The following is a 19,545-nucleotide window of genomic DNA, read 5'->3' on the forward strand; positions in this document are numbered from 1 at the left end:
TATTAATTTAGGAATAATTCTGGATTAGCACCCCAATCCCGAAGTATGCGGCTATGGCTGCGTAAGGCAGTAACAATAGTCCTGCAGCCCACCTCATCCGGCGCAGTACAAAAAACATTGCCGCAAGGTGGAGTAACGGTAATGAATATCCAGTTATCTTAAAGACAATTACCGGCAAATTGGTCAGGTACCAGGCAAAGCCGATGCTCAGGATGGCCCCGACAATCAATAGGTACCACTGACGGGTCATAATTCCGGCTGTCGAAATGAACAGTGAGGAAAGAATAGCAGGCCAACTTATAACTATTTGCGCTATCAAAGGATCCACTTACTGACCCCCTCTCCCCCATTAACTTAAGTCAGTCTAAAACTGCCGGGAGACTATACTGACCGCTGAGCCACATTAAGATTGTGGGGGTTCCCCCGCCAGGAAGCACAAGCCCTAACCCTACGCCAAGCAAGGTTAACGGAATCAGACCGTACACTACAGACCCTAGGTCAGAATACATAATGAACCACGGTATATAGCCGAAACCATAAAAAGCGACTGCTAAAGGGACAAAGATTAAATAAAGGGTATTAGAGAAAAGGCAAAGATCCAGGGGCGGAAACGAAAATCCTGCTTGCCGGCCAGGGTGTGAAGATCCAGCACCGCGCCGGCTGAAAGCATACCCTATCCCATCACCTTTAGCCTCTCCGCCAAGACCGGAGCCGGAACCAGGGTACGGCCTCTTTCGATTATAGGCTCTATTTCTGCAGGCAGAAAATCGTCGCCAACCACGATGTGCAGCCTGTCGTCCATCCCTGCACTTGCAGGAAGAGCTAACGGGCTCAAAGAGGTGAACAGTAAGAGTATCAAAAGGACTGCCACGTATCGCTACGCTTAAAACCTCCTCCAGCAGATCATGGTAAAGGTAAAATTACCTAATAAACCTGCATAGTACCCCGTTTGTGACAGTTCTAATAATCTATGTTCCGCGTCATTCGCCGAGCGGTACTGCAAGCGCGTTATCCCTTTAACACATGGCACATGAAAACGGCTTTTGGTTGTATAGCAAAAAACCCGCGAAACCTTGGTCTCGCGGGTTTGATGGTCGATAATATGGTGCGCCCAGCAGGAATCGAACCTGCGCACCTGGCTCCGGAGGCCAGCGCTCTATCCTCTGAGCTATGGGCGCAAAGATCAGCAAAATTAATTATACCTCACCAACAGACCGAATGCAACTTGAACTGCCTTGCATTGAACACTGAGCGTCGAGCACAGACCTGCGACCGATTACAGGCCCGCCTCCTGCTGGATCTGTTTGAGGAGGCCTGCAGAGTGGTGCAGGGCCCCGAGTTCATTCGGCGCAAGGGGCAGTTCGAGCACCTTGTGTCTCCCTTCCCTTCCCATTACGGTAGGCAGGCTGCAGCATGTCCCCGACTCGCCGTATTGCCCCTCAAGCAAGCCCGAGACCGTCAGGATGCTCTGCTGGTCGCGGAGGATGGACTCGACGATGCGGCGGACGGCCAGGCTTACTCCATAATAGGTCGCCCCCTTGCGGGCGATGATCTCGGCCGCCGAATTGCGGACCTGGTCGGCAATCAGCTTCTTGTCCGGAAGCGGCACATCCCGCTGCCGGCAAAACTCGTCGATAGCCACCCCCGCGATGGTCGCCAGGCTCCAGGCAAACACCTCGCTGTCGCCGTGCTCGCCGATGACGTAGGCATGCACGTTACGTCCGTCCACCTGGCAGTGCCGGCTCAGGAACTTCCTGAAGCGGGCGCTGTCGAGGACCGTCCCGGAACCGATTACCTGACTGGAGGGGAGCGAGGTGAATTTGAGGGCGGCATAGGTCAGGACGTCTACCGGGTTGGTCACGATTAGGAGAACCCCGCCGTTCCAGCGGCGGGTTAACTGCCCGGTTACCTGCCGGACCACGGCCAGGTTCTTATGAACCAGGTCCAGCCTGCTTTCCCCGGGGCGCTGATTGGCCCCTGCGCAGAAAACCACGATACCTGCATCCCGACAATCGTTATAGTCGCCGGCATAGAGGTTGACAGGACCGACGAGGGCGGTCCCGTCGGCGATGTCCATGGCCTCCCCTTGCGCCCGTTTCCCGTCGATATCGATAAGGACGATTTCATTGACCATTTGTGCCGTCATTAAAGCATAGGCGATAGTCGACCCGACCACCCCGGCACCGATGATGGCGATTTTCAAACCAGGTCACCTCTTCCTTTTATCTTACCCAAAAACAGCAAGCTTTCCAAGACTGAACGGGGATTGAATGGGCGGTCAGCATTATGGGAACAATTACAAGCGAGGTGAGAAAAGTGCTGCGCAAGGCTTTATGGTTTGTGGCAAAGACTTACATCGCGGCCTGGGCGTGGCCCAAGTTTAAGCGCAACACCAGTGCTTTTATCCGCCGCACCTTCAGCGTGCGCAACCTTCTGGGAGACGGGGCGGGTACCTGGTGGGAGATGCGCAAGGTCAAATAAGGGGTCACGAAACAACAGGCCGGAATGGTAGGTGAAACATGTGACAGATACGATACTCATAACATATCCGGAAGAATCGCAGGAGCAGCCGATTCATCTTCAGCCCAGCAGTAATCGACTTGTACAATACGCCACCCGCCGGCCGCGTAAGCCAGCGCGAACGAGGCGGTTCCCTGATCGTATTGTCCGGAAGCCCAGTCTAAAGTCTCCACCCTGGCTTTAACACTAGCCGTTCCCCCGTCCACGTTTATCTCCAGCCATTCGGCCACCCGGGCTCCGCCGCAGTTATCGGTGTTGCGGGTCTCCCATACGGCATCGGTTAATTCGTCAAGCAGCGGGCCGGCATACGTTTGTCCAAGGATGACACGCAGTCCGTCCTTGGAATCGGCATTGAGAAAATCGTCCGCGGCAAGAGCTCTCTCGATGAGCTCCATTACTGATTCCTCCCCGACAAACCGGTCGCTGGCTGCGGCAGCAGGCACGGCACCAGCCCTCTGCACGGCTTGTACGTTTTCCTGGGCCGGGGTTGATCGGCCTGAATGACCCAGTTGGTTGAAAAACGTGCAGGCAGCCAGAACCAGCCCTATAACAAAGGCGAAACAAAGCGCAATACCGGGGAGACGCATACCTATCACCTGCCAGTTATTTCCTATAGACCCCGCCAAACTCCTGCAGCGAACTCCCTGTACTTTTGTCTGTAAAACGCGAAGAAGCTCATCACTGGCCTTCAGTGACAATGCAAAAATTATCTTCGTATCATTTTTACCCAACCTGCAGATACTGAAAGAAAAGCGCAATGGGAGGTTCGTCCGGCATGCGTCTTCGCATAGGTAAATTGCTTGGTTTGGCGGCCCTGGTCAGCGCTGCCTTTGCCGCTTATCAAATGATGCGTACGGAGGATAAACTTGAGTCTTCTATGAATGACCGGATGCCGGAGAAGAAGTAAGCGTAAATCAATCACTTTATAAGGAGGGCTTGCTGAATGCCAGATGGAACCCTTACCACCCTGTTGATCATTCTGCTTATAGGCGGGGGGCTATGGCTCCTGTTCCGGCGGAACGCTCTGGGCGTTCGTCCCGGTACGGGTGAAGACCGGCGCGAAAACCGCGGAGAAGACCGTGGAGACCGGCCCCAAGAGTAGCCAAACCTTGTTGCAATTTTCTAACTATTTCTTGTTGACGCCGTGCTTTTCCACAGCTTACAATCGAACACGGAGAGCGATGAGAGGTTATCAACAGTCGTTAGGTTCCGGACCCGTGAGCACGTTGTGAACGTTTGCCAAGTACGTGAGTCCCAAAGTCCTGTCGGTTAGTGTTTGGTTGTCATCGCTCTCCGTTTCATTTTGTCCGTATTGTCCGCATCAAGCGGGCTTTTTTATTTGAGTCGGGCTTCCAAATACCGGTGTATAAACTTTGTTCCACCGTCGCAAGCTTGAGGTTAAAGACGCATAAAGACAGGAGGACTTGCTACGTATGGACAGCTGCGGGACATGCAGGCATTATACGGTTGAACGTAAAGCGCCGCTGGAAATGGGACGGTGCGCCGTGGGCGACGCCGCAGTTACGGGAGATTCCACGGGGTGCCCTTTTAATTCTTATCTTCCCCACCAAACTGCGGAAGGATAGTGTTTCCCTTAAAGAGAAAGGGCCTCGCGTAAGGCCCTTTCTTTTGTTTTTGCGGGTTGCTTAGACATATTAGACATAAGCGGGTGGACCCTGATAGGTCCCCTGTTGGAACTGGAACTGCCCCGGGAACTGTTGCCCGACCATCGGCTGACCGCCAACCCCGGAGTAGGTGTTGGCGATGTTTTGCATCGTCCGCCGGTCAACCGTCGGCACCTGGTAGTATCCCCTCTGGTTCATATATTGGAAGATTTCATAGGCCATATTCACGCAGCTTAAAATGTCGTTCGTAAGCATCAAGCGCAATTCAGGGTCTGCAGCCTCAAGGGCGGCAACGGTGGCCGTGCTGGCCCCGCACTTATGGAGCATCAGCGCGCCGGTACAGATGGCCTGGTCGGACAGGCGCCTGGTGTTCGGGTGCGGCTGCACGGTTTGCCCTCCTTGAGCGCCGTAAGTCGGGGTACCGACATTGCGGATATGGTACGGAGAAACGTTCACTCCCCGCCCCTGCAAGTAGTTAAGAGTCTTCTGGTAGTCCTGAAGCATCCACTGCTGGTGACGTTCAAGAAGCGAGCGCAACTGCGGGTCCTGGGCTTCCGAGATATAAAGCGCATGGTGATCGATCATATTAACCTTTCCGCTCAAAACCTCATGCAGCTCCATAGCCTCGTGCATTCCTAACTGCATCCATAATCCCCCTTCTGCTTTTATTTTGAAAGCTCAAAATCTATTATGCCTCCGTTTGCATAAACGCATAACAAACCGGTTCCGCAAAAAGACTACCATTATTGAACAATCCCGGAGTTACATTCAGACATATTTATAAGGAAGGTGAACGGTATGGTCCAAATGAAAGACGACAAAGATTTCGAACGGAGACTGTTGGCCGGCGACAAGGAATACGATTTCGATCCTACCAAACTCCGGCCGGTAGCTAGAGATGAGCTTCTAGGCAATGACACCATCGAAGGTCCCCGCATCTAGCAACATCCTACATACAAAGATGTGGGTTCCCGCTCCCTGGGAACCCACATCCTTTTCAATCCCCATTCAAAAATAATTTGGCATTCCCGAACGAGAATGCCTTCCAGTCTAGCTACTTACAGCTTACTGCTGCTCAATCCTACCGGATTGAGCTTGGTGGGCCCAGGTAGATTCGAACTACCGACCTCACGCTTATCAGGCGTGCGCTCTGACCACCTGAGCTATGGGCCCGTTCCCCCTGATTAACAGTATAACATAGCAAGGTTTTGGAGCAAAGCCGCCGGTGAAGTAAACGAGTATTGATTCGAGAAACAAAACTGATACGAATGGATGTCAGCGGCGAAAGCTACCGCCTGAAGGAGAAGAAACGGGCGGGTCTGTTTGGAGCACAAGCAAGACCGGAGGTGATTAACGCCGATCAGTCAAAGCCATAGCTTGCTGGCCGGGTGGGTCCAGCCGGCGCCAGTGGGTCAAAAGTAAGTCGGCGCTGATTGGACAAGCGCAAACCTACCACATCTTGCATAAGATGCCACCAAACTATCATAGGAGGTATCTCTAATGCCACATATGCCTGGACAACAGATTAACCCACTGCTACTGCTTCTCCTTTTGTTGTTTCTTATGGGGGATATGAACCAAATCGACCCGCTGCTGCTGATACTCCTCATTCTGCTGCTCTTCGGCGGCTTCCCCACAATGGGCATGGCTGAAGGTGAGTAAAACCGGCAAATCAACTGTGAAAGAGCCTTTCCACAAGGAAAGGTTCTTTTTTTGGTTTACAAAACATCCATTGTGGGACCCTATAACCGAAAGGGGTTGCTTTAGATGCAAGACGAACAAATCAAACAAAATAACAGGCCCGTCCCGGAACCCATGCCGCCCGAGCCTCAGGGAGCGGGCTTTTCCGAGGACCTTGCCGACGGTCTGGGCTGGATGTACGCTACAGACGACGGAATCGATGATGAAGTGAAAACGGACAGCGACGAGGACATCCAAGGATAATCGCCCCGGTTGATTTGCCCCTCTCTCCGGCTTAACCGGGGTAAGACCTTGTTAATCAGTCAGTTACTCTGCAGGGATTCAGTGGCCGAAAGGAGAAGTGTCCGTGGAACTTTATCAATAGGAGAAGCAAGTTTTGCAACCCAATCCGTTTTTCGTCGGCGTTTCCCTGGTCATCGTTTCGGCAGTCGGCTTCGGTTTGCTGCCCATTTTAGCCCTCTACGCTTACCAGGCGGGCGCCAGCGTTACAACACTGCTTTTCGTTCGTTTTTCGCTGGCTTCCCTGGCGCTCCTCACATACGCGGCCGTCAAGGTTAAAGAGTGGCCGGCAACAAGATTTCAGTGGGCATCCCTGTTCGTGCTGGGCGGGGTGTTTTACACCGTACAGTCGAGCTCTTACCTTTCTTCCGTAAAATACATCCCCGCTTCTCTGGCGGCCTTGCTCTTATACAGCTACCCCATTTTTGTCACCGTGCTCTCTTACTTGGTCAATAAAGAAAAACTGACGGTCTTACGCTTGCTTTCCATAGGGCTGTGCAGCCTGGGGACGGCTATGATCCTCGGCGTCTCTTTTGACGCTGTAAACTTCCTCGGCGTGTTCCTGGCTCTCACCGCGGCCGTCGTTTACTCCTGTTACATCGTCTTGGGGAACAGTGTCGTGGCCCAGTTGTCGCCAATAGTGACAAGCGCCTTTGTCTCGTCGTTCGCCAGCCTGTCGTTATTAATTATCGCGCTGTCCACCGGAACACTCGAATTCCGTCTCAGCCTTAACGCTTGGGCGGCCATGTGCGGTATCGCCCTGTTCTCGACGGTGATCGCCATGTTTGCCTTTTTCCAGGGCCTGAAGTTTATCGGTTCCACCCGGGCGTCGATCATAAGCACCGCCGAACCGCTGGTAACAGTGGCCTTTGCGGCGGCGCTCTGGCAGGAAAAGCTGACGTTGCTTCAGATGTTAGGGGGCTTGAGTGTTATGGCCGGCGGCGTGTTCGCGGTATTGTCCGGAACGGGACCGCAAGGCGGGAAAGATACAGTATCCGGAAAAAGTAACGAAGGCCCGGTTACCCCGGCTGCCCGTCAGTAGCTGTTAAATATTGACCCACAGTGCCGCCTCATATGTCGAATAACCGTCCAGTTCTTCAAGCGCCACCTTACGCCCGGTGCTAAGGGCAAAAAGCTCTCGCGCCAGCAGCAACGCCTGGGTCTTGTCTTTGGCATTGACGACGAAGCCTTGTTTGTTCAAGCAAACGATCCACTTCTGTTTGACGTCTGCCTGAGGCATCTTCTGCATCAAGTACACCACCACCCGTCTGCCGCAAGTGTAAAATCCTTAACTTTATCGTACTAATCAAGGTTACAATTGCTATGGGATATAGGTCACATCTCTTTGCCGTCAACGTCCCGGCGGTACGGGACCATGGTCCTACAAAATGCCCCGTAAACAGAAAAATTCCGACAAAGCAGGACGCCCGTCGGAACCTTTTGTTGTCCAGCGATGGCGATTAGCCTTAAATAAAAAATAAATTGAAGCGGCACGCCAGACCGCTTCAACAGTTTAATTTCTGGTAGCCCTAACGGGATTCGAACCCGTGTCTCCACCTTGAGAGGGTGGTGTCCTGGACCCCTAGACGATAGGGCCGAATTTTTCATTGGCTGCGGGACTAGGACTCGAACCTAGACAGCATGATCCAGAGTCATGCGTGCTACCATTACACCATCCCGCACCATTTGTTTCTCGACAGTGCAAGAGTTATTATAGCATGTCAGCCTGCTCGTTGCAAGCCCTTATGAACGATGCAGCTTTTTCCAGCCGCGCCAGGCAGCGTTCTTTTCCCAGGACGGCCATGATGTCGAAAAGGCCCGGGCCTACGGTACGCCCCGAAAGGGCCAGCCGCGTCGGGTGAATGATGGCTCCGCCGGAAATGCCCAGTTCCTCGATAAGCTTCCGGTAGGCCGCTTCCGTGCCCTCCACGGTGAAATCCCCGACGCTGGCCAGCGCTTCGCGGCCCTTATCCAGGACAGCCGCGACGCCCGGCTTCATGAAATGCTTTTTCACACCCTTTTCCTCGTAGGCGAAATCGTCTTTATAAAAGTACGAAGAAACGTCGGCCAGTTCAACGAGGGTGTGCACCCGCGTGCGCACGGCCTCGATAACCCGCGCCGTATAAGACAGGGTTTCGGCATCGGGATCGTCCGGGACCAGCCCCGCCGCTTTGAAAAAGGGCAGTGCCTCGGCCGCGATCTTTTCCAGCGGCAGCAAGCTGAGATACTGGGCGTTAATCCACGTCAGCTTCTTTACGTCATAGATAGCGGCATGTTTGGACACACCTTCCAGGCTAAACCGCTCCAGGATTTCCTCGCGTGTCAGAACCTCCCGCTCTCCGCCCGGTGACCAGCCAAGCAGGGCCAGGTAATTGACGATGGCTTCGGCCAGATAGCCTTCGGTACGGAACTCTTCGACGGCCGTGGCCCCGTGACGCTTCGACAGCTTGGAGCGGTCGGGGGCAAGGATCATCGGCACGTGGGCGTATTGCGGCGGTTCGAAGCCCAGGGCCCGTGCGATGACAATCTGCTTGGGCGTGTTGGACAGGTGCTCTTCGGCGCGGATCACGTGGGTAATCCGCATCAGGAAGTCGTCCACCACACAGGCGAAATTGTAGGTGGCGATCCCGTTGGATTTCAAGATGATAAAGTCGTCCATCACCGCGCGGTTCTCAAAACTGACCTCGCCGCGGATCAGGTCAGACACGACCGTGGTTTCATCCTCGGGCACCTTGATGCGCAGGACCGGCTTGATGCCGTTGGCTTCCTTCGTCTTACGCTCGTCCTCGCCGAGGCGGCAGCAGCGGCGGTCATAACGCGGGATCTCGCCGCGCTTGCGGGCCTCGTCGCGCATCTGTGTCAACTCTTCCGGGCTGCAGTAGCACCTGTACGCGAGCCCTTTCTCCAGCAGCTGCTCGGCCTCCCGCCTGTATATGTCGAACCGCTGCGACTGTTGATAAGGACCGTAGGGGCCGCCCTTGTCCGGGCCCTCATCCCAGTCAAGGCCCAGCCAGCGCAGGGTCGCCAGTATGCCCCTGGCCGCGTCGGCGATAAACCGTTCGGTATCGGTGTCTTCGAGGCGAAGGATAAAAGCCCCGCCGTGCGACCGCGCGAATAACCAGTTAAAAAGCGCCGTCCTCGCCCCGCCGATGTGCAGGCTCCCCGTCGGGCTCGGGGCGAAACGCACGCGCACTTGCTCCATCTAAGAACCGCTCCCCTGTCAAATTCAGTACGCCTTCTATTATATTGCCACTTTCTTTGTACTGTAAAGCCGCCACACGGTAAGATCCTTAGTTTTACCTTACATTCCTTACGTTTTTCCTAAAGAACTGTTTGGCAAAAGCCGATAGATTGTTAAAGCCTGCAGAAAGTTCATGCAATTTACGGGAAACACAGGGGGGGTTACGGGTGGCAAAATTACTTTCTAATGTTACGGGAGGCATTTCAAAGTGGGCTTTTAAGTCAATCAAATCAAAAATACTGGTACCTGTTACGCTGGTGATGGCCCTCGGTATCATCGGCACGGGGCTTTGGACAGCAAACCAGGTAAAGAAGGAAGCCAACATGGCCGCTCTGGAAAAGGTTAAAGGCGATATCGCCCTGGCTATGGCCCTGGTTGACGCCCGCTACCCCGGAGACTGGGAAATCCGGGACGGCAAGCTCTATAAAGGCCCCTACGTTATGAACGAAAACTGGGCCGTCGTCGACGAAATAAATAGGTTAACCGGCGACTCCTGTACCGTATTTCAGGGCGACACCCGCGTCGCCACGACTGTTAAAAAAGAGGGTAAACGCGCCGTCGGCACCCAGGTCTCGCCTGAAGTAGCCCAGGTGGTGCTGGCTAAAGGGCAGCCTTTTTTTGGCGAGGCCGAGGTCGTGGGAACCAAGTACCAGACGGCGTATCAGCCCATAAAGAATACCGAAGGTAAAATCATCGGCATGTTTTACGTGGGCGCCAGTAAGACATTTGTAGACAAGATGATCATGGACACCCTAAAAAGCATCGGCTTGACGTCGTCTGTGGTACTCGTGGTTATGGTCATCGTCACCCTGTTCCTCACCAATTCCCTTGCCAATCCTATTCGTAGAATAGTTACTCAGGTCGACCGGGTCGCTGAAGGGGATCTCTCCGCCCACATCGAAGGGACAAACCGCACCGACGAACTGGGGTCGCTGGCCCGTCACCTCAACACCCTTCTCAACAACTTTCGCGATTTTCTCACCCGCCTGAATACGGAGATGCGCAACGTATCACAGGTGGTGGAAGGCGTCTCGGCCAGTTCGGAGGAACTTTCGGCAAGCAGCGAGACGCAGGCCAGTGAATTGGGCTCTATTTCCGAAGCCATCAACAAAATGTCATTGGGAATCAAGAACATTGCCGGCCTCGCTCAGCAAGCGCTCGTCAACGCCAACCACACAACCCAAACCGCGGCTGAAGGCGAAGAGCAGGCCAAGGCGGCGGCGGGTGGCATGCGCCTGATCAACCAGAAGATGGACGACCTGACCAAGAACTCGGACCAGATCGGTGAAATCGTCGCGACCATTGAGGACATCGCCGATCAAACCAACCTTCTGGCTTTCAACGCCCAAATCGAGGCGGCCAGGGCGGGGATGCATGGACGCGGGTTCGCCGTCGTAGCCCAGGAAGTCCGCCGGCTGGCCGAGCGTTCACAGCAGGCCACCAGGGAAATCGCCGGGCTGGTGGCCAAGATCGAGGAGGCCATCAAGTCTTCCCGCGAGGCCGTGGACGGGGGAACAAAGAATAACGACCAGGTATACCAGGCCTTTCAATCCATCGCCGCCAAAATCAGGGAAATGGCCTCCGAAATCAGAGAGATCGCCCGGGCCACACAGGAGCAGACGGCTTCCAGCCAGGGCATAGCGGAATCCGTCCAGGCCATTGTCCAGGCCAACGAGCAGAGCGCCGCAGCCACCGGTGAGGTAGCAGCGAGCATGGAAAACCTGAACCAGATGGCCTACGAGGTTACCAAAAAAATGGAACGGTTTAAAGTCGGCTAGGCTGAACTATCTCAGGCCTGGCGAAAAGCGTTATACCCTCGATCCTCAGCAGGCGCTCCTTCCAATCGGGAGCGCCTGACCAGCCTCCTATGCTGCCGTCCGAACGGAGAACCCGGTGACACGGCACGACCAGGGGTGTCCTGTTCCGGGCAAGCGCGCCCCCGACGGCGCGCGCTGCTCTGGGATGATTGATGGCGGCGGCAACCTCGTTGTACGACATTGTCCGGCCGTAATCGATACGCTTCACCGCTTCCAGCACGAGGCGGGTGAAAGGCGTCTGCCCCTCCCAGTTGACAGGAACAAAGTCGAAGCTTAACCGCTCCCCGCGGTAGTAAGCCTCCAGCGCTTTCATCAGTTTCTGCTCCGCGCCGTCGGTGGGCGGCCCTCCTGAAACCAGCCCGGGGCGGCCAAGGTCGCCGATGGCCGTTTCCGCCGACGGGCGTGGCAGGCTGATGGCGTACAGCCCATCCTTCGACCATAGCCAGGCGACCCAACCCACATCAAGCTCCACTAACCGGGTTAGCATTATTAACCCCCATTATGTCAACAATAAAATATTTCTATTTATGGACCAAAGCCCGCTCCTAAATGATAGAATGCCCATGATCAGCTAAGAGAGGTGAAGGTAGTTGATGGCGCCGAGACTGACCGCTATGACTGCCAGTTCGGGGTGAGCCGCCAAGATAGGACCGGCGGTCCTGGCACAAGTTTTGGGCTCCCTCCCCGCAACCGACGATCCGCGGTTGATCGTCGGGATCAACACCTCGGATGACGCCGGCGTTTACCTGCTCAACAAGCAGACCGCGCTCATCCAGACCGTTGATTTTTTCACGCCTGTTGTCGACAATCCCTTTGATTTCGGGCGCATCGCCGCAGCCAACGCTCTCAGCGACATCTACGCCATGGGCGGGCGCCCGCTGACGGCCATGAACATCATTTGCTACCCGACCAAGGACGGCGACCTGGATACCCTCACCCAGATTCTCTTGGGCGGAGCCACTAAAGTACGGGAGAGCGGCGCAGTCCTGGCGGGCGGGCACAGCGTCGAGGACCGCGAGCCGAAGTACGGCCTGGCTGTTACCGGAGTAACGACGCCCGACAGGCTTCTGACCAACGCCGGGGCCAAACCGGGCGATGCACTCGTGCTGACCAAAAGACTGGGCACGGGAGTAATCACCACCGCCATTAAGGCCAACCTGGCTTCTGACGACTTAATCAGACTCGTCACCGAGCAAATGGCCGCGCTGAACGCCGGCGCCGCGGAGGTCGTGCAGGATGTAGGGGCGAACGCCTGTACGGACATTACCGGTTTCGGTCTTCTCGGCCACGCCGGCGAAATGGCCAGGGCCAGCAAAGTAGGCATTACCCTGTACGCCTCCCGACTGCCCTTACTGCCCGACGCTATCGACTTTGCCGCGATGGGCCTGCTGCCCGGCGGAGCGCACAGCAACCGCTGCTATTTGGCAAACACGGTGACCTTTGTTCCTGACATCCCGCTGGCCATCCAGGACCTGATGTTTGACCCCCAAACGTCCGGCGGTTTGCTTGTCTCTCTGCCCGCGGAAAAGGCGTCCGCACTTATCGAGGCCATGGCCGAACGGGGAACCGAAGGGGTCGTCATCGGCAGAGTGACGGAAGGAAACCCCGGTTGCATTAAAGTCGAGCCTTAAAAACTTGGCGGGGTTTCTAAAACCCCGCCAAGTTTTTAATTAGAACAGTGAACAGTGCTAACGGCCCAGATTCTCCCGCAACTTGGTCAGGAGGCCGTCCCACTTGTCGCCGCCGTTTGGCTCCTCGATCCCTTCCCGTTCCTTTTCATCCTCATCATCCTGCCCGTCGGCAGCCTGGCCGGCCTGGGGCGACGATCCGCTCAAAAAAGTAATGACCCTGCGCGGGGAAGCGCCCTCACGGTTGGCAGGGCCCTTGTACGGTATGCCGGTCAGGTCTTCAAAAAGCTTGTAGCGGTGGTCATCGACCAGCCTTATTAATTCGGTGAGTTTCTTGCGGAAGACCTCGTTGGCTGCGGCTTCCGCTTCGTTCAGGTGATGGCGGGCAAGGATGTAGGCCTGTCCGATAGCTACTTCCTTGAGCCTGTAATCCTTAAGCTCAGCGTTTAATCGCTCAATTTCCTCCTGCAACTGTTCTTTCTCCGCCAGCGCCGAGTCACGCGCTGACTGCAGGCTGCGACGCTCGGTCTGCAGCTCGGCGACCAGGGCCTCGAGGCGCGTGCACTCCTGCTGGACCTCCATAACCTGCTTCTGTACGTTCAACGCGAGCGTCATGTACCTGTCCTTATTCTGCAGCGCCTCAAAACTATCCTTTGCGAGCCGGGCCTTCTCTTCATTAAGCTCCCTCAGCGCCGCCTCCGCCTCGGCCAGTTTGCGCTCACCGATCGAAACCTGCTCGAGGGCCCTGTCCAGCTCCTTCTTCAGCTGGTCCAGGAGTTCCGGCGGACTGCTTTCGTCCCGGAGGCTCTCCAGGCGCTGCAGCTCGCCCCTGGCCGATTCCAGTTCGGCAAGCAGGTTTTCCAGCCGCGCCCGCTCCGCGGTCCACTCGGCCGCCTGCTTCTCGTACTCCGCTACCTGTGTCCTTAACCCGTGGATTTCCGCCCGCGCCTCCGCCATTTCCGCCGCCTGTTTCTCGTACTCGGCAACCCGCTGCTCTTCCCATTCGGCCATCTGTTTCTCGTATTCGACAACCTTGGCGACCAGGTCCGGCAGCCGCGTCAGCTCCTCGGTCCACTGGGCGGCCTTTTTCTCATATTCGTCGGCCTTGGCGGCCAGGGCCTGCAGTTGGATGCGCTCCTCCGCCCATCCCGCGGCCAGTTTCTCGTATTCTTCAATCTTGCCGGTCAGTTCCTCGATCTGACCCTTCTCCGCCTCCCGTTCCGCCGCCTGCTCCTCGTACGCGGCGAGCCGGGCGGCGAGCTCTTCGAGCTGCTTCCTCTCTTCCGCCCACTCGGCTTCTTTCTTTTCGTATTCAGCGATCTGCGAAACCAGCAGCTTCTCGCGGGCTAAAAGGTCCCGGCGCTCACGCTGGACTGCCGCAAGTTCGACTTCAACCGCCCGCTTGGCCTTCTCCAGGTTGGCCAGGGCGTTTTCGGCTGCTTCCGCCTGCTTGACCCGTTCTCGGAGTTCCTTCAGCTCAGCGTTTACCTCGTTACAGAACCGGTCCACGTCAGCCACGTGATAGCCCCGGAACTTCTTGCGGAAAGCAACCATCATCAGATCCTCCCACTCCTTATTTAGACACGTCCAAAAGCTTTGAAGCTGTTTTTAGTGTAGATGTCAGGAATTGTCTACGGGAGAAATTACGACAAATTATCCCAAATTCCTTCTAAATTTCTCCAAACTAAAACATAAGAGAGGGCGTATCCGGTATCTTGGATTACGCCCCTCCATCTCTAATCGATATTCCGCCGTCCTTACTGCCCCTTGCTGAGGCTTGGCCGGCAAGCCGCCGACGACTGGGTCAGCAGGCTCACGACTACAAGCGTCAGGGTGGATAAAGGCAGGCTGAAGCAAATCGGGTCGATAACCGTCCAGGGGAACGCCATCACGGTGGCCTTGCCGAAGACGGCCTGGCTGACGCCGAAGGCGACGGCTTCCTTGGCGTGCAGGAAGGTCATCGCCAAAATGCTGGCAAGCAGGCCCACCGTAAGGCTGGCCACCGCTCCGGCCTTGGTCGCCCGCTTCCAGAACAGGGCCGCGGTGTAGGCCGGAAGAAAGGCTCCCGCGCAGATGCCGAAGAAAGTCGCCGTAGCCACGGCGATAATGTTGCCCGGGAGGCGGAAGCACAGGATGACGGTGATGACCAGGGTCACGAGTATCCCCAGGCGGTTGACGGTGATGTTCGACCGCTGGTAGAGGTCGTGGCTGGCCGCGGTGCCGATGGTGTGAAACTGGCCGCTCAGCGTGGACATCGCGGCAGCCAGCAGCGTCAGCATGAAGAGGTAGGAAAACCAATCCGGCATGGCGGTGTTGACGTATAAGGGGATCACGCGGTCGATGTTCGGTTTGCCGGTGGCCGGGTCGAGCGCGGCAAGCAGGGAGATTTTGCCTCCGTGCTCAAAGAAGAAAACGTTGGTCAGCGGCCCGACGACATAGACCGAACCGATGACGCCCAGGATGAAGAGGCCGCCGATCAAAACACCCCGGTTCAGCTCGCGGGGACCTTTGACGGTCAGGAACCGGACCACGAGCTGGGGTTGCGCGAGCACCCCGATGCCCACCCCCAGAACGAGCGACGAAACGGCCACCCACCACAGTTCCGAACCAAGCGCCGGCATGGCCGTCCATCCGAGGTGTCCTTTGGCCTTCAGGCTTTCCGGAACGAGCCCCGCCATATCGGTCAGGGCGTGGTGCGCGGCGGTGATGCCGCCCAGTTTAGCGTAGGTGACGACGAGGAGGACGACCATCCCGAGCATCATTATCGAGCCCTGGAGGGCGTCGGTATAAAGGACCCCCTTCAATCCCCCCGTGATGACGTAAGCCCCCACGAGCAGGGCAAGAATCCAGACGGCCGTGGAAAACTGGATATGCAGGGTGGTCTCGATGAAGCGCGCCCCGCCGATCATCACCGCGGCGGCATACAGGGGCATCGCCGCGACAATTACGCCTGCGGTGACCCGGCGCAGGAAATCGGATTCAAACCGTTTGCCGAGGAGTTCGGGAAAGGTATGGACCTGCAGCTCCCTGCCCATAATCGCCGTGCGTTTGCCGTACACGACAAAGGCGATGAAAATGCCGACGAAAATATTGGCGAACACCAGCCAGAGAAGCCCCATCCCGTAAAGGGATGCCGCACCGCCGAAACCGATAATGGCCGCCGTGCTGATAAAGGTCGAACCGTAGGCCAGCGCCATCAAGAAGGGATGGGCATCGCCGCCGGCAATGAGGTAATCTTTATTGGACTTGGTCCGCCGATAACCGTGATAGGCCAGAAAAACCGTTACTCCGATGTATAAAGCCACAACGACAGCGAGGGTGACCGAACTCATCTAGCTCTCTCCTTCCCGCCTCGCCAGTTAAGGTGTCAAGGTGTTAGTTGTCGCTGTTCCACTTGCAAATGCCGTAACCGACGCAGAGCAGACCGGCAAGGATGCTCAACACGTAAGCCAGCCAAACCTGTGGATCGGGAATGCCCAGCATTTTGTATTACCTCCTGCGTTATTTGCAGCTGCATTTGCCGCGCGGGTTCACGCCGTCTTCCGGCGACGGTTCGTCTCCTTTACCGCCCTTGCTCCTCTCGGCGAACTCGGCGAGCTTTTCGGCCACGAGCCGGTAAACTGATCCCTCGGGAAACTCCCCGTTCTCGTCAGGCAGGCCGGCCTCCCGGCCGAGAAGCAGTTCAACCCCCTCCCCGACCGTGGCGACGGCCCAGACGGTGAATTTTCCTTCCCTGACAGCTTCGATAACCTCGTCCTTCAACATAAGGTTGGGGACGTTGCTCTCGGGAATGACCACTCCCTGCATGCCCGTTAGGCCGCGGCTTTTGCACAGGTCGAAGAAACCTTCTATTTTTTCGTTGATCCCGCCCACAGCCAGGACCTCCCCTTTCTGGTTGATCGCGCCTGTAACGGCCAGGTCTTGCCGCACGGGTAGCCCCGACAAGGCCGAAAGCAAAGCGTAAAGCTCGGCGCTCGAGGCGCTGTCCCCGTCGACCTCGCTGTAACTCTGCTCGAAGACCAGGCGGGCGGTGAGGCTCAAAGGTCTCGCCTGGCCGAACACCGCGGACAGATAACCGCCCAGGATCATGACGCCCTTGGTGTGCAGGCGTCCGCCCAAGCGCGCCTCGCGTTCGATGTCGATCAGGCCGCCGCTCCCCGGCGCGACGGTGGCCGAAATGCGCACCGGTCTGGCGAAGGCGATGTCGCCGAGGTCTATAACCGACAACCCGTTGACCTGTCCCACCGTCGACCCGCTCGTATCGATACGTAAAAAGCCCCGCTCGATGTTCTCTTGCAACTGTTCCTCGATCAGGCCGGCGCGTAGCCTCCGCTCGCGAACGGCGGCCTTGATGTGGTCGACCCCGACGTACTCGCTGCCGTCCCGGCCGGCGTAGCAGTCGGCCTCGCGAATGACGTCGGCGACGTCGGCGAAGTAGGTGGAAAGCTTTTGCTGGTCGCCGGCCAGGCGGGAACCGTATTCGATCAGGGCGGCCAATGCCCGCGCGTCGAGGTGCCGGAGCCGCTCCTTGGTACAGAGCGTGGCGGCGAAAGCGGCATACTGCTGCTCGTTTCCGGGGGTGCGCTCCATCTGACGCCCGAACTCGGCCTTAACCTTGAACAGTTCGCTGAACTCCGGATCGTAGGCGTAAAGGAGCCTGTAGACAAAAGGATTGCCGAGGAGAATAACCTTTACGTCGAGCGGGATAGGCATAGGCTGAATGGTCCTGGTGCTGAGGCCGAATTGCTCGCTTATTTCCTCCACCGTCACCTGCCCGTCACGCAGGGAGCGTTTCAAGACATCCCAACTGAAAGGATTGCGCAGCAGTTCCTCGACGGGAAGGACGAGGAATCCTCCGTTGGCCCTGTGCAGGGCCCCCGGCTTGATCATCGAAAAGTCGGTAACGAGAGTGCCGAAATGCGCTTCCCGCTCAATCCGCCCGACAAGGCGGTTAAAGAGGGGATTGAGTTCGATAACCACGGGAGCGCCTTTAAGGTCGCTGTTGTCGACCAGGACGTTGACCTCGTACCTGCGGAAGGCGTTGCCGGTCAGCCAGGGCGGGACGCCGTGCTGGGCTTGGCCGTCCCGGAAAAGGGGGATGTTGTCCAGGATGTCCTCCAGCACCTCATCCAGGTGGGCCACGATGGCCGGGTTGGAAGCGTACTTTTTCTTCAGCCGGATGATGAGGTGCCCGGCACAAAACTCGGCGACCATCCGCTCAAGCTTGCCGGTGGCCTCGGCCGCGGCCCGTTCGATGTTTTGCAGCTGGCGCACCGTCGACTCGAGCTCGGCCTCGAGCCTTTCTCTTTTTTGCGTGATCGACTGCTTCACCTCGTCGGGCAGGTTGAGAAATTCGTGTTCCCTGATGGGTTTACCGTCAATGACAGGGATGATAAAAAAGCCCACCGGCGTGCCCTGCAAGGCGAAACCTTCTTCCTGGGCGCGTTTGCCCACCGCTTCAAGAAGCTCGATGCGCTGCCTGTTCAGAGCCTCGAGGGTTTCATTCCGCTGTTGGTTGTACTCCTCGCTCTCAAAGGCCCGAGCGATATCCCGGCGCGCGGCGGCGATCAGGTCCTTCATGTCCTGGGCGAATTCCCGGCCCTGCCCCGGGGTCATGCGAATGTACTTCGGGTGGTAAGTGTCGTGGAAGTTGTTGACGTAGCACCAGTCGGACGGGGTTTCCCTGGTGGCGGCGATGCTTTCCAGAAAGGCTTTGACGGTGGTATGCTTGCCGGTACCCGTAAACCCGGCGACGTAGATGTTAAACCCCTTGGATTTGATCTCCAGGCCGAACTCCAGGGCCCTTACCGCGCGGTCCTGCCCGATGATGGTGTCGAGGACGGGCAACTGGTCGCTTCCCGCAACGTCGAGCTGTTCAGGGCGACAGCTTAACCGCAGTCGTTCAGGCGGCACCAACGGCATGTTGAACATCCTCCCCCCCCGCATGTACAAGAAGACCCGCCCCTGGGAAGTGTCGAAAACGTGACAAGCGGGTCATAGAGATACCCTATAAACATTTATCCAATACGGTTATTCATTGCTTCAGCGCTACCGGCCGGTTTGACCCTGGGCCATTTTATGCATCGCGCAACTCGGTCAATGACACCGTTGATAATAGATTCACTCCCCCCGCCGGGTTTCCTGCCGGACCGGCCCAGGTTGTGGTCTAAACCATGGGACAAACCCAATACCCATTAATAACTTAAGGAAGTCGATTGCACCCCGGTACAAATACTGTAAAATTAGTACATAGTAATAATCCTGGCACGAAAGCCATAACCTTGATTAAGGGGGACCGGGCAATGCAGTTGGAAGGCCTGAAAAAGCGCTTGCGCGAGAGCGGCTTGAAACTGACCCCGCAGCGGGAAATGCTGCTCCGCACGCTGTTGGAGGCCGGAAGGCCGATGACCGCCCAGGAGATCCACGATCACATACGGCCGCAGCAGCCCCAGATCAGTTTCGACACCGTATACAGAAATCTCAGCCTGCTGAGCGCCCACGGCCTGGTCAACAAAATCAACCTGAAGGTCAAGTTCAACACCCGCTTTGAACTTGCCGGAGAACACGGCCACCATCTTGTATGCCTGAAATGCGGCGCATCGTTCCCGCTCCCCTATTGCCCCTTCGAGACCCGCGCGCGGGAGGTGGCGGCGGAGCGCAACTTCAGAGTTGTCGACCACGCCTTTGAGGTTTACGGGTATTGCGCCGCATGTGACAATGTTTAGAGGTGAACG

21 protein-coding genes and 4 tRNA genes are annotated in these 19,545 nt (G+C 56.8%); 10 read left to right on the top strand and 15 right to left on the bottom strand.

Translation table 11 applies throughout. The features are described 5' to 3' along the window. Positions 1-7 precede the first annotated feature (7 nt). The 3 genes from ACPV0M_RS06715 to ACPV0M_RS06725 all read right to left on the bottom strand — a co-directional run bounded on the left by ACPV0M_RS06715 (position 8) and on the right by ACPV0M_RS06725 (position 2,203). Positions 8-328, bottom strand: coding sequence for a hypothetical protein (locus ACPV0M_RS06715; RefSeq protein ID WP_425619909.1), 321 nt, complete (start codon positions 326-328; stop codon positions 8-10). 775 nt (positions 329-1,103) lie between these two features. Continuing rightward, positions 1,104-1,178: transfer RNA gene (locus tag ACPV0M_RS06720), tRNA-Arg, on the bottom strand. 98 nt (positions 1,179-1,276) lie between these two features. Continuing rightward, positions 1,277-2,203 carry an L-lactate dehydrogenase gene (locus ACPV0M_RS06725; RefSeq protein ID WP_425619910.1) on the bottom strand — a complete coding sequence of 309 codons (927 nt, stop codon included), beginning with the start codon at positions 2,201-2,203 and terminating at the stop codon, positions 1,277-1,279. 83 nt (positions 2,204-2,286) lie between these two features. On the opposite strand from ACPV0M_RS06725, the gene ACPV0M_RS06730 reads away from it, so the two are divergent. Next, positions 2,287-2,481, top strand: coding sequence for a hypothetical protein (locus ACPV0M_RS06730; RefSeq protein WP_425619911.1), 195 nt, complete (start codon positions 2,287-2,289; stop codon positions 2,479-2,481). A gap of 56 nt (positions 2,482-2,537) precedes the next feature. On the opposite strand, the gene ACPV0M_RS06735 is transcribed toward ACPV0M_RS06730, so the two are convergent. Continuing rightward, a complete protein-coding gene (locus ACPV0M_RS06735) occupies positions 2,538-3,107 on the bottom strand; it encodes a hypothetical protein (RefSeq protein WP_425619912.1) in 570 nt (189 codons plus the stop codon). Positions 3,108-3,295: 188 nt separating this feature from the next. On the opposite strand from ACPV0M_RS06735, the gene ACPV0M_RS06740 reads away from it, so the two are divergent. Both ACPV0M_RS06740 and ACPV0M_RS06745 read left to right on the top strand, forming a co-directional pair. Further along, positions 3,296-3,427, top strand: a complete 132-nt coding sequence (locus ACPV0M_RS06740) for a hypothetical protein (RefSeq protein ID WP_425619913.1) — start codon at positions 3,296-3,298, stop codon at positions 3,425-3,427. Between the two features lie 36 nt (positions 3,428-3,463). Beyond that, a complete protein-coding gene (locus ACPV0M_RS06745; RefSeq protein WP_425619914.1) occupies positions 3,464-3,622 on the top strand; it encodes a hypothetical protein in 159 nt (52 codons plus the stop codon). Positions 3,623-4,175: 553 nt separating this feature from the next. Here the strand turns inward: ACPV0M_RS06745 and ACPV0M_RS06750 are convergent. After that, positions 4,176-4,790, bottom strand: a complete 615-nt coding sequence (locus ACPV0M_RS06750; RefSeq protein WP_425619915.1) for a spore coat protein — start codon at positions 4,788-4,790, stop codon at positions 4,176-4,178. A 153-nt stretch (positions 4,791-4,943) separates the two neighbouring features. Between ACPV0M_RS06750 and ACPV0M_RS06755 the strand changes: the two genes are divergently transcribed. After that, positions 4,944-5,087, top strand: coding sequence for a hypothetical protein (locus ACPV0M_RS06755; protein ID WP_425619916.1), 144 nt, complete (start codon positions 4,944-4,946; stop codon positions 5,085-5,087). Between the two features lie 154 nt (positions 5,088-5,241). Here the strand turns inward: ACPV0M_RS06755 and ACPV0M_RS06760 are convergent. Beyond that, positions 5,242-5,318 (bottom strand) — tRNA-Ile (locus ACPV0M_RS06760). A gap of 327 nt (positions 5,319-5,645) precedes the next feature. On the opposite strand from ACPV0M_RS06760, the gene ACPV0M_RS06765 reads away from it, so the two are divergent. From ACPV0M_RS06765 to ACPV0M_RS06775, 3 genes are all read left to right on the top strand, one after another. Next, positions 5,646-5,807 (top strand): hypothetical protein, encoded by a 162-nt coding sequence (locus ACPV0M_RS06765; protein ID WP_425619917.1) that lies wholly within the window; start codon positions 5,646-5,648, stop codon positions 5,805-5,807. A gap of 105 nt (positions 5,808-5,912) precedes the next feature. Further along, positions 5,913-6,089, top strand: coding sequence for a hypothetical protein (locus ACPV0M_RS06770; protein ID WP_425619918.1), 177 nt, complete (start codon positions 5,913-5,915; stop codon positions 6,087-6,089). Between the two features lie 133 nt (positions 6,090-6,222). After that, entirely contained in the window at positions 6,223-7,167 is a 945-nt protein-coding gene (locus ACPV0M_RS06775; RefSeq protein WP_425619919.1) for a DMT family transporter, read from the top strand. Between the two features lie 3 nt (positions 7,168-7,170). Here ACPV0M_RS06775 and ACPV0M_RS06780 read toward each other — a convergent pair whose 3' ends face one another. From ACPV0M_RS06780 to gltX, 4 genes are all read right to left on the bottom strand, one after another. Then, complete coding sequence (locus tag ACPV0M_RS06780; RefSeq protein WP_425619920.1) at positions 7,171-7,377, bottom strand: hypothetical protein; 207 nt, start codon at positions 7,375-7,377, stop codon at positions 7,171-7,173. Between the two features lie 269 nt (positions 7,378-7,646). Further along, a tRNA-Glu gene (locus tag ACPV0M_RS06785) sits at positions 7,647-7,722 on the bottom strand. 11 nt (positions 7,723-7,733) lie between these two features. Further along, positions 7,734-7,807, bottom strand: a tRNA-Gln gene (locus ACPV0M_RS06790). A 29-nt stretch (positions 7,808-7,836) separates the two neighbouring features. Further along, positions 7,837-9,327 carry a glutamate--tRNA ligase gene (gene gltX / locus ACPV0M_RS06795; protein WP_425619921.1) on the bottom strand — a complete coding sequence of 497 codons (1,491 nt, stop codon included), beginning with the start codon at positions 9,325-9,327 and terminating at the stop codon, positions 7,837-7,839. A 206-nt stretch (positions 9,328-9,533) separates the two neighbouring features. On the opposite strand from gltX, the gene ACPV0M_RS06800 reads away from it, so the two are divergent. After that, positions 9,534-11,144: a methyl-accepting chemotaxis protein gene (locus ACPV0M_RS06800; protein ID WP_425619922.1), complete on the top strand. Its 1,611-nt coding sequence runs from the start codon at positions 9,534-9,536 to the stop codon at positions 11,142-11,144. On the opposite strand, the gene ACPV0M_RS06805 is transcribed toward ACPV0M_RS06800, so the two are convergent. Then, positions 11,131-11,670 carry a methylated-DNA--[protein]-cysteine S-methyltransferase gene (locus ACPV0M_RS06805; RefSeq protein ID WP_425619923.1) on the bottom strand — a complete coding sequence of 180 codons (540 nt, stop codon included), beginning with the start codon at positions 11,668-11,670 and terminating at the stop codon, positions 11,131-11,133. The two genes, ACPV0M_RS06800 and ACPV0M_RS06805, sit on opposite strands and share 14 nt — an antisense overlap. Positions 11,671-11,776: 106 nt before the next feature. On the opposite strand from ACPV0M_RS06805, the gene selD reads away from it, so the two are divergent. Further along, positions 11,777-12,814, top strand: coding sequence for a selenide, water dikinase SelD (gene selD, locus ACPV0M_RS06810; RefSeq protein ID WP_425619924.1), 1,038 nt, complete (start codon positions 11,777-11,779; stop codon positions 12,812-12,814). A 57-nt stretch (positions 12,815-12,871) separates the two neighbouring features. Here selD and ACPV0M_RS06815 read toward each other — a convergent pair whose 3' ends face one another. From ACPV0M_RS06815 to ACPV0M_RS06830, 4 genes are all read right to left on the bottom strand, one after another. Then, a complete protein-coding gene (locus tag ACPV0M_RS06815; protein WP_425619925.1) occupies positions 12,872-14,368 on the bottom strand; it encodes a hypothetical protein in 1,497 nt (498 codons plus the stop codon). Between the two features lie 200 nt (positions 14,369-14,568). Beyond that, the gene (locus ACPV0M_RS06820; protein ID WP_425619926.1) at positions 14,569-16,143 is read right to left on the bottom strand and encodes a sodium:solute symporter family protein; all 1,575 of its coding nucleotides are present in this window, start codon (positions 16,141-16,143) and stop codon (positions 14,569-14,571) included. A gap of 43 nt (positions 16,144-16,186) precedes the next feature. Then, positions 16,187-16,294, bottom strand: coding sequence for a symporter small accessory protein (locus ACPV0M_RS06825; RefSeq protein WP_425619927.1), 108 nt, complete (start codon positions 16,292-16,294; stop codon positions 16,187-16,189). A gap of 18 nt (positions 16,295-16,312) precedes the next feature. Then, on the bottom strand, positions 16,313-18,733 hold the full coding sequence (locus ACPV0M_RS06830) for a Lon protease family protein (RefSeq protein ID WP_425619928.1): 2,421 nt from the start codon (positions 18,731-18,733) through the stop codon (positions 16,313-16,315). Positions 18,734-19,113: 380 nt separating this feature from the next. Between ACPV0M_RS06830 and ACPV0M_RS06835 the strand changes: the two genes are divergently transcribed. Continuing rightward, positions 19,114-19,536 (top strand): Fur family transcriptional regulator, encoded by a 423-nt coding sequence (locus tag ACPV0M_RS06835; RefSeq protein ID WP_425619929.1) that lies wholly within the window; start codon positions 19,114-19,116, stop codon positions 19,534-19,536. Positions 19,537-19,545: the final 9 nt, after the last annotated feature.

This window comes from Desulfosceptrum tomskiensis (assembly GCF_049818055.1).
Lineage (GTDB): Bacteria > Bacillota > Desulfotomaculia > Desulfotomaculales > JASEER01 > JBFLVT01.

Coding starts and splice junctions, on each gene's coding strand:
- ACPV0M_RS06730 (WP_425619911.1), top strand. CDS start 2,287: ATGGGAACAATTACAAGCGAGGTGAGAAAAGTGCTGCGCAAGGCTTTA.
- ACPV0M_RS06735 (WP_425619912.1), bottom strand. CDS start 3,107: ATGCGTCTCCCCGGTATTGCGCTTTGTTTCGCCTTTGTTATAGGGCTG.
- ACPV0M_RS06740 (WP_425619913.1), top strand. CDS start 3,296: ATGCGTCTTCGCATAGGTAAATTGCTTGGTTTGGCGGCCCTGGTCAGC.
- ACPV0M_RS06745 (WP_425619914.1), top strand. CDS start 3,464: ATGCCAGATGGAACCCTTACCACCCTGTTGATCATTCTGCTTATAGGC.
- ACPV0M_RS06750 (WP_425619915.1), bottom strand. CDS start 4,790: ATGCAGTTAGGAATGCACGAGGCTATGGAGCTGCATGAGGTTTTGAGC.
- ACPV0M_RS06755 (WP_425619916.1), top strand. CDS start 4,944: ATGGTCCAAATGAAAGACGACAAAGATTTCGAACGGAGACTGTTGGCC.
- ACPV0M_RS06765 (WP_425619917.1), top strand. CDS start 5,646: ATGCCACATATGCCTGGACAACAGATTAACCCACTGCTACTGCTTCTC.
- ACPV0M_RS06770 (WP_425619918.1), top strand. CDS start 5,913: ATGCAAGACGAACAAATCAAACAAAATAACAGGCCCGTCCCGGAACCC.
- gltX (WP_425619921.1), bottom strand. CDS start 9,327: ATGGAGCAAGTGCGCGTGCGTTTCGCCCCGAGCCCGACGGGGAGCCTG.
- ACPV0M_RS06805 (WP_425619923.1), bottom strand. CDS start 11,670: ATGCTAACCCGGTTAGTGGAGCTTGATGTGGGTTGGGTCGCCTGGCTA.
- ACPV0M_RS06815 (WP_425619925.1), bottom strand. CDS start 14,368: ATGATGGTTGCTTTCCGCAAGAAGTTCCGGGGCTATCACGTGGCTGAC.
- ACPV0M_RS06820 (WP_425619926.1), bottom strand. CDS start 16,143: ATGAGTTCGGTCACCCTCGCTGTCGTTGTGGCTTTATACATCGGAGTA.
- ACPV0M_RS06825 (WP_425619927.1), bottom strand. CDS start 16,294: ATGCTGGGCATTCCCGATCCACAGGTTTGGCTGGCTTACGTGTTGAGC.
- ACPV0M_RS06830 (WP_425619928.1), bottom strand. CDS start 18,733: ATGCCGTTGGTGCCGCCTGAACGACTGCGGTTAAGCTGTCGCCCTGAA.
- ACPV0M_RS06835 (WP_425619929.1), top strand. CDS start 19,114: ATGCAGTTGGAAGGCCTGAAAAAGCGCTTGCGCGAGAGCGGCTTGAAA.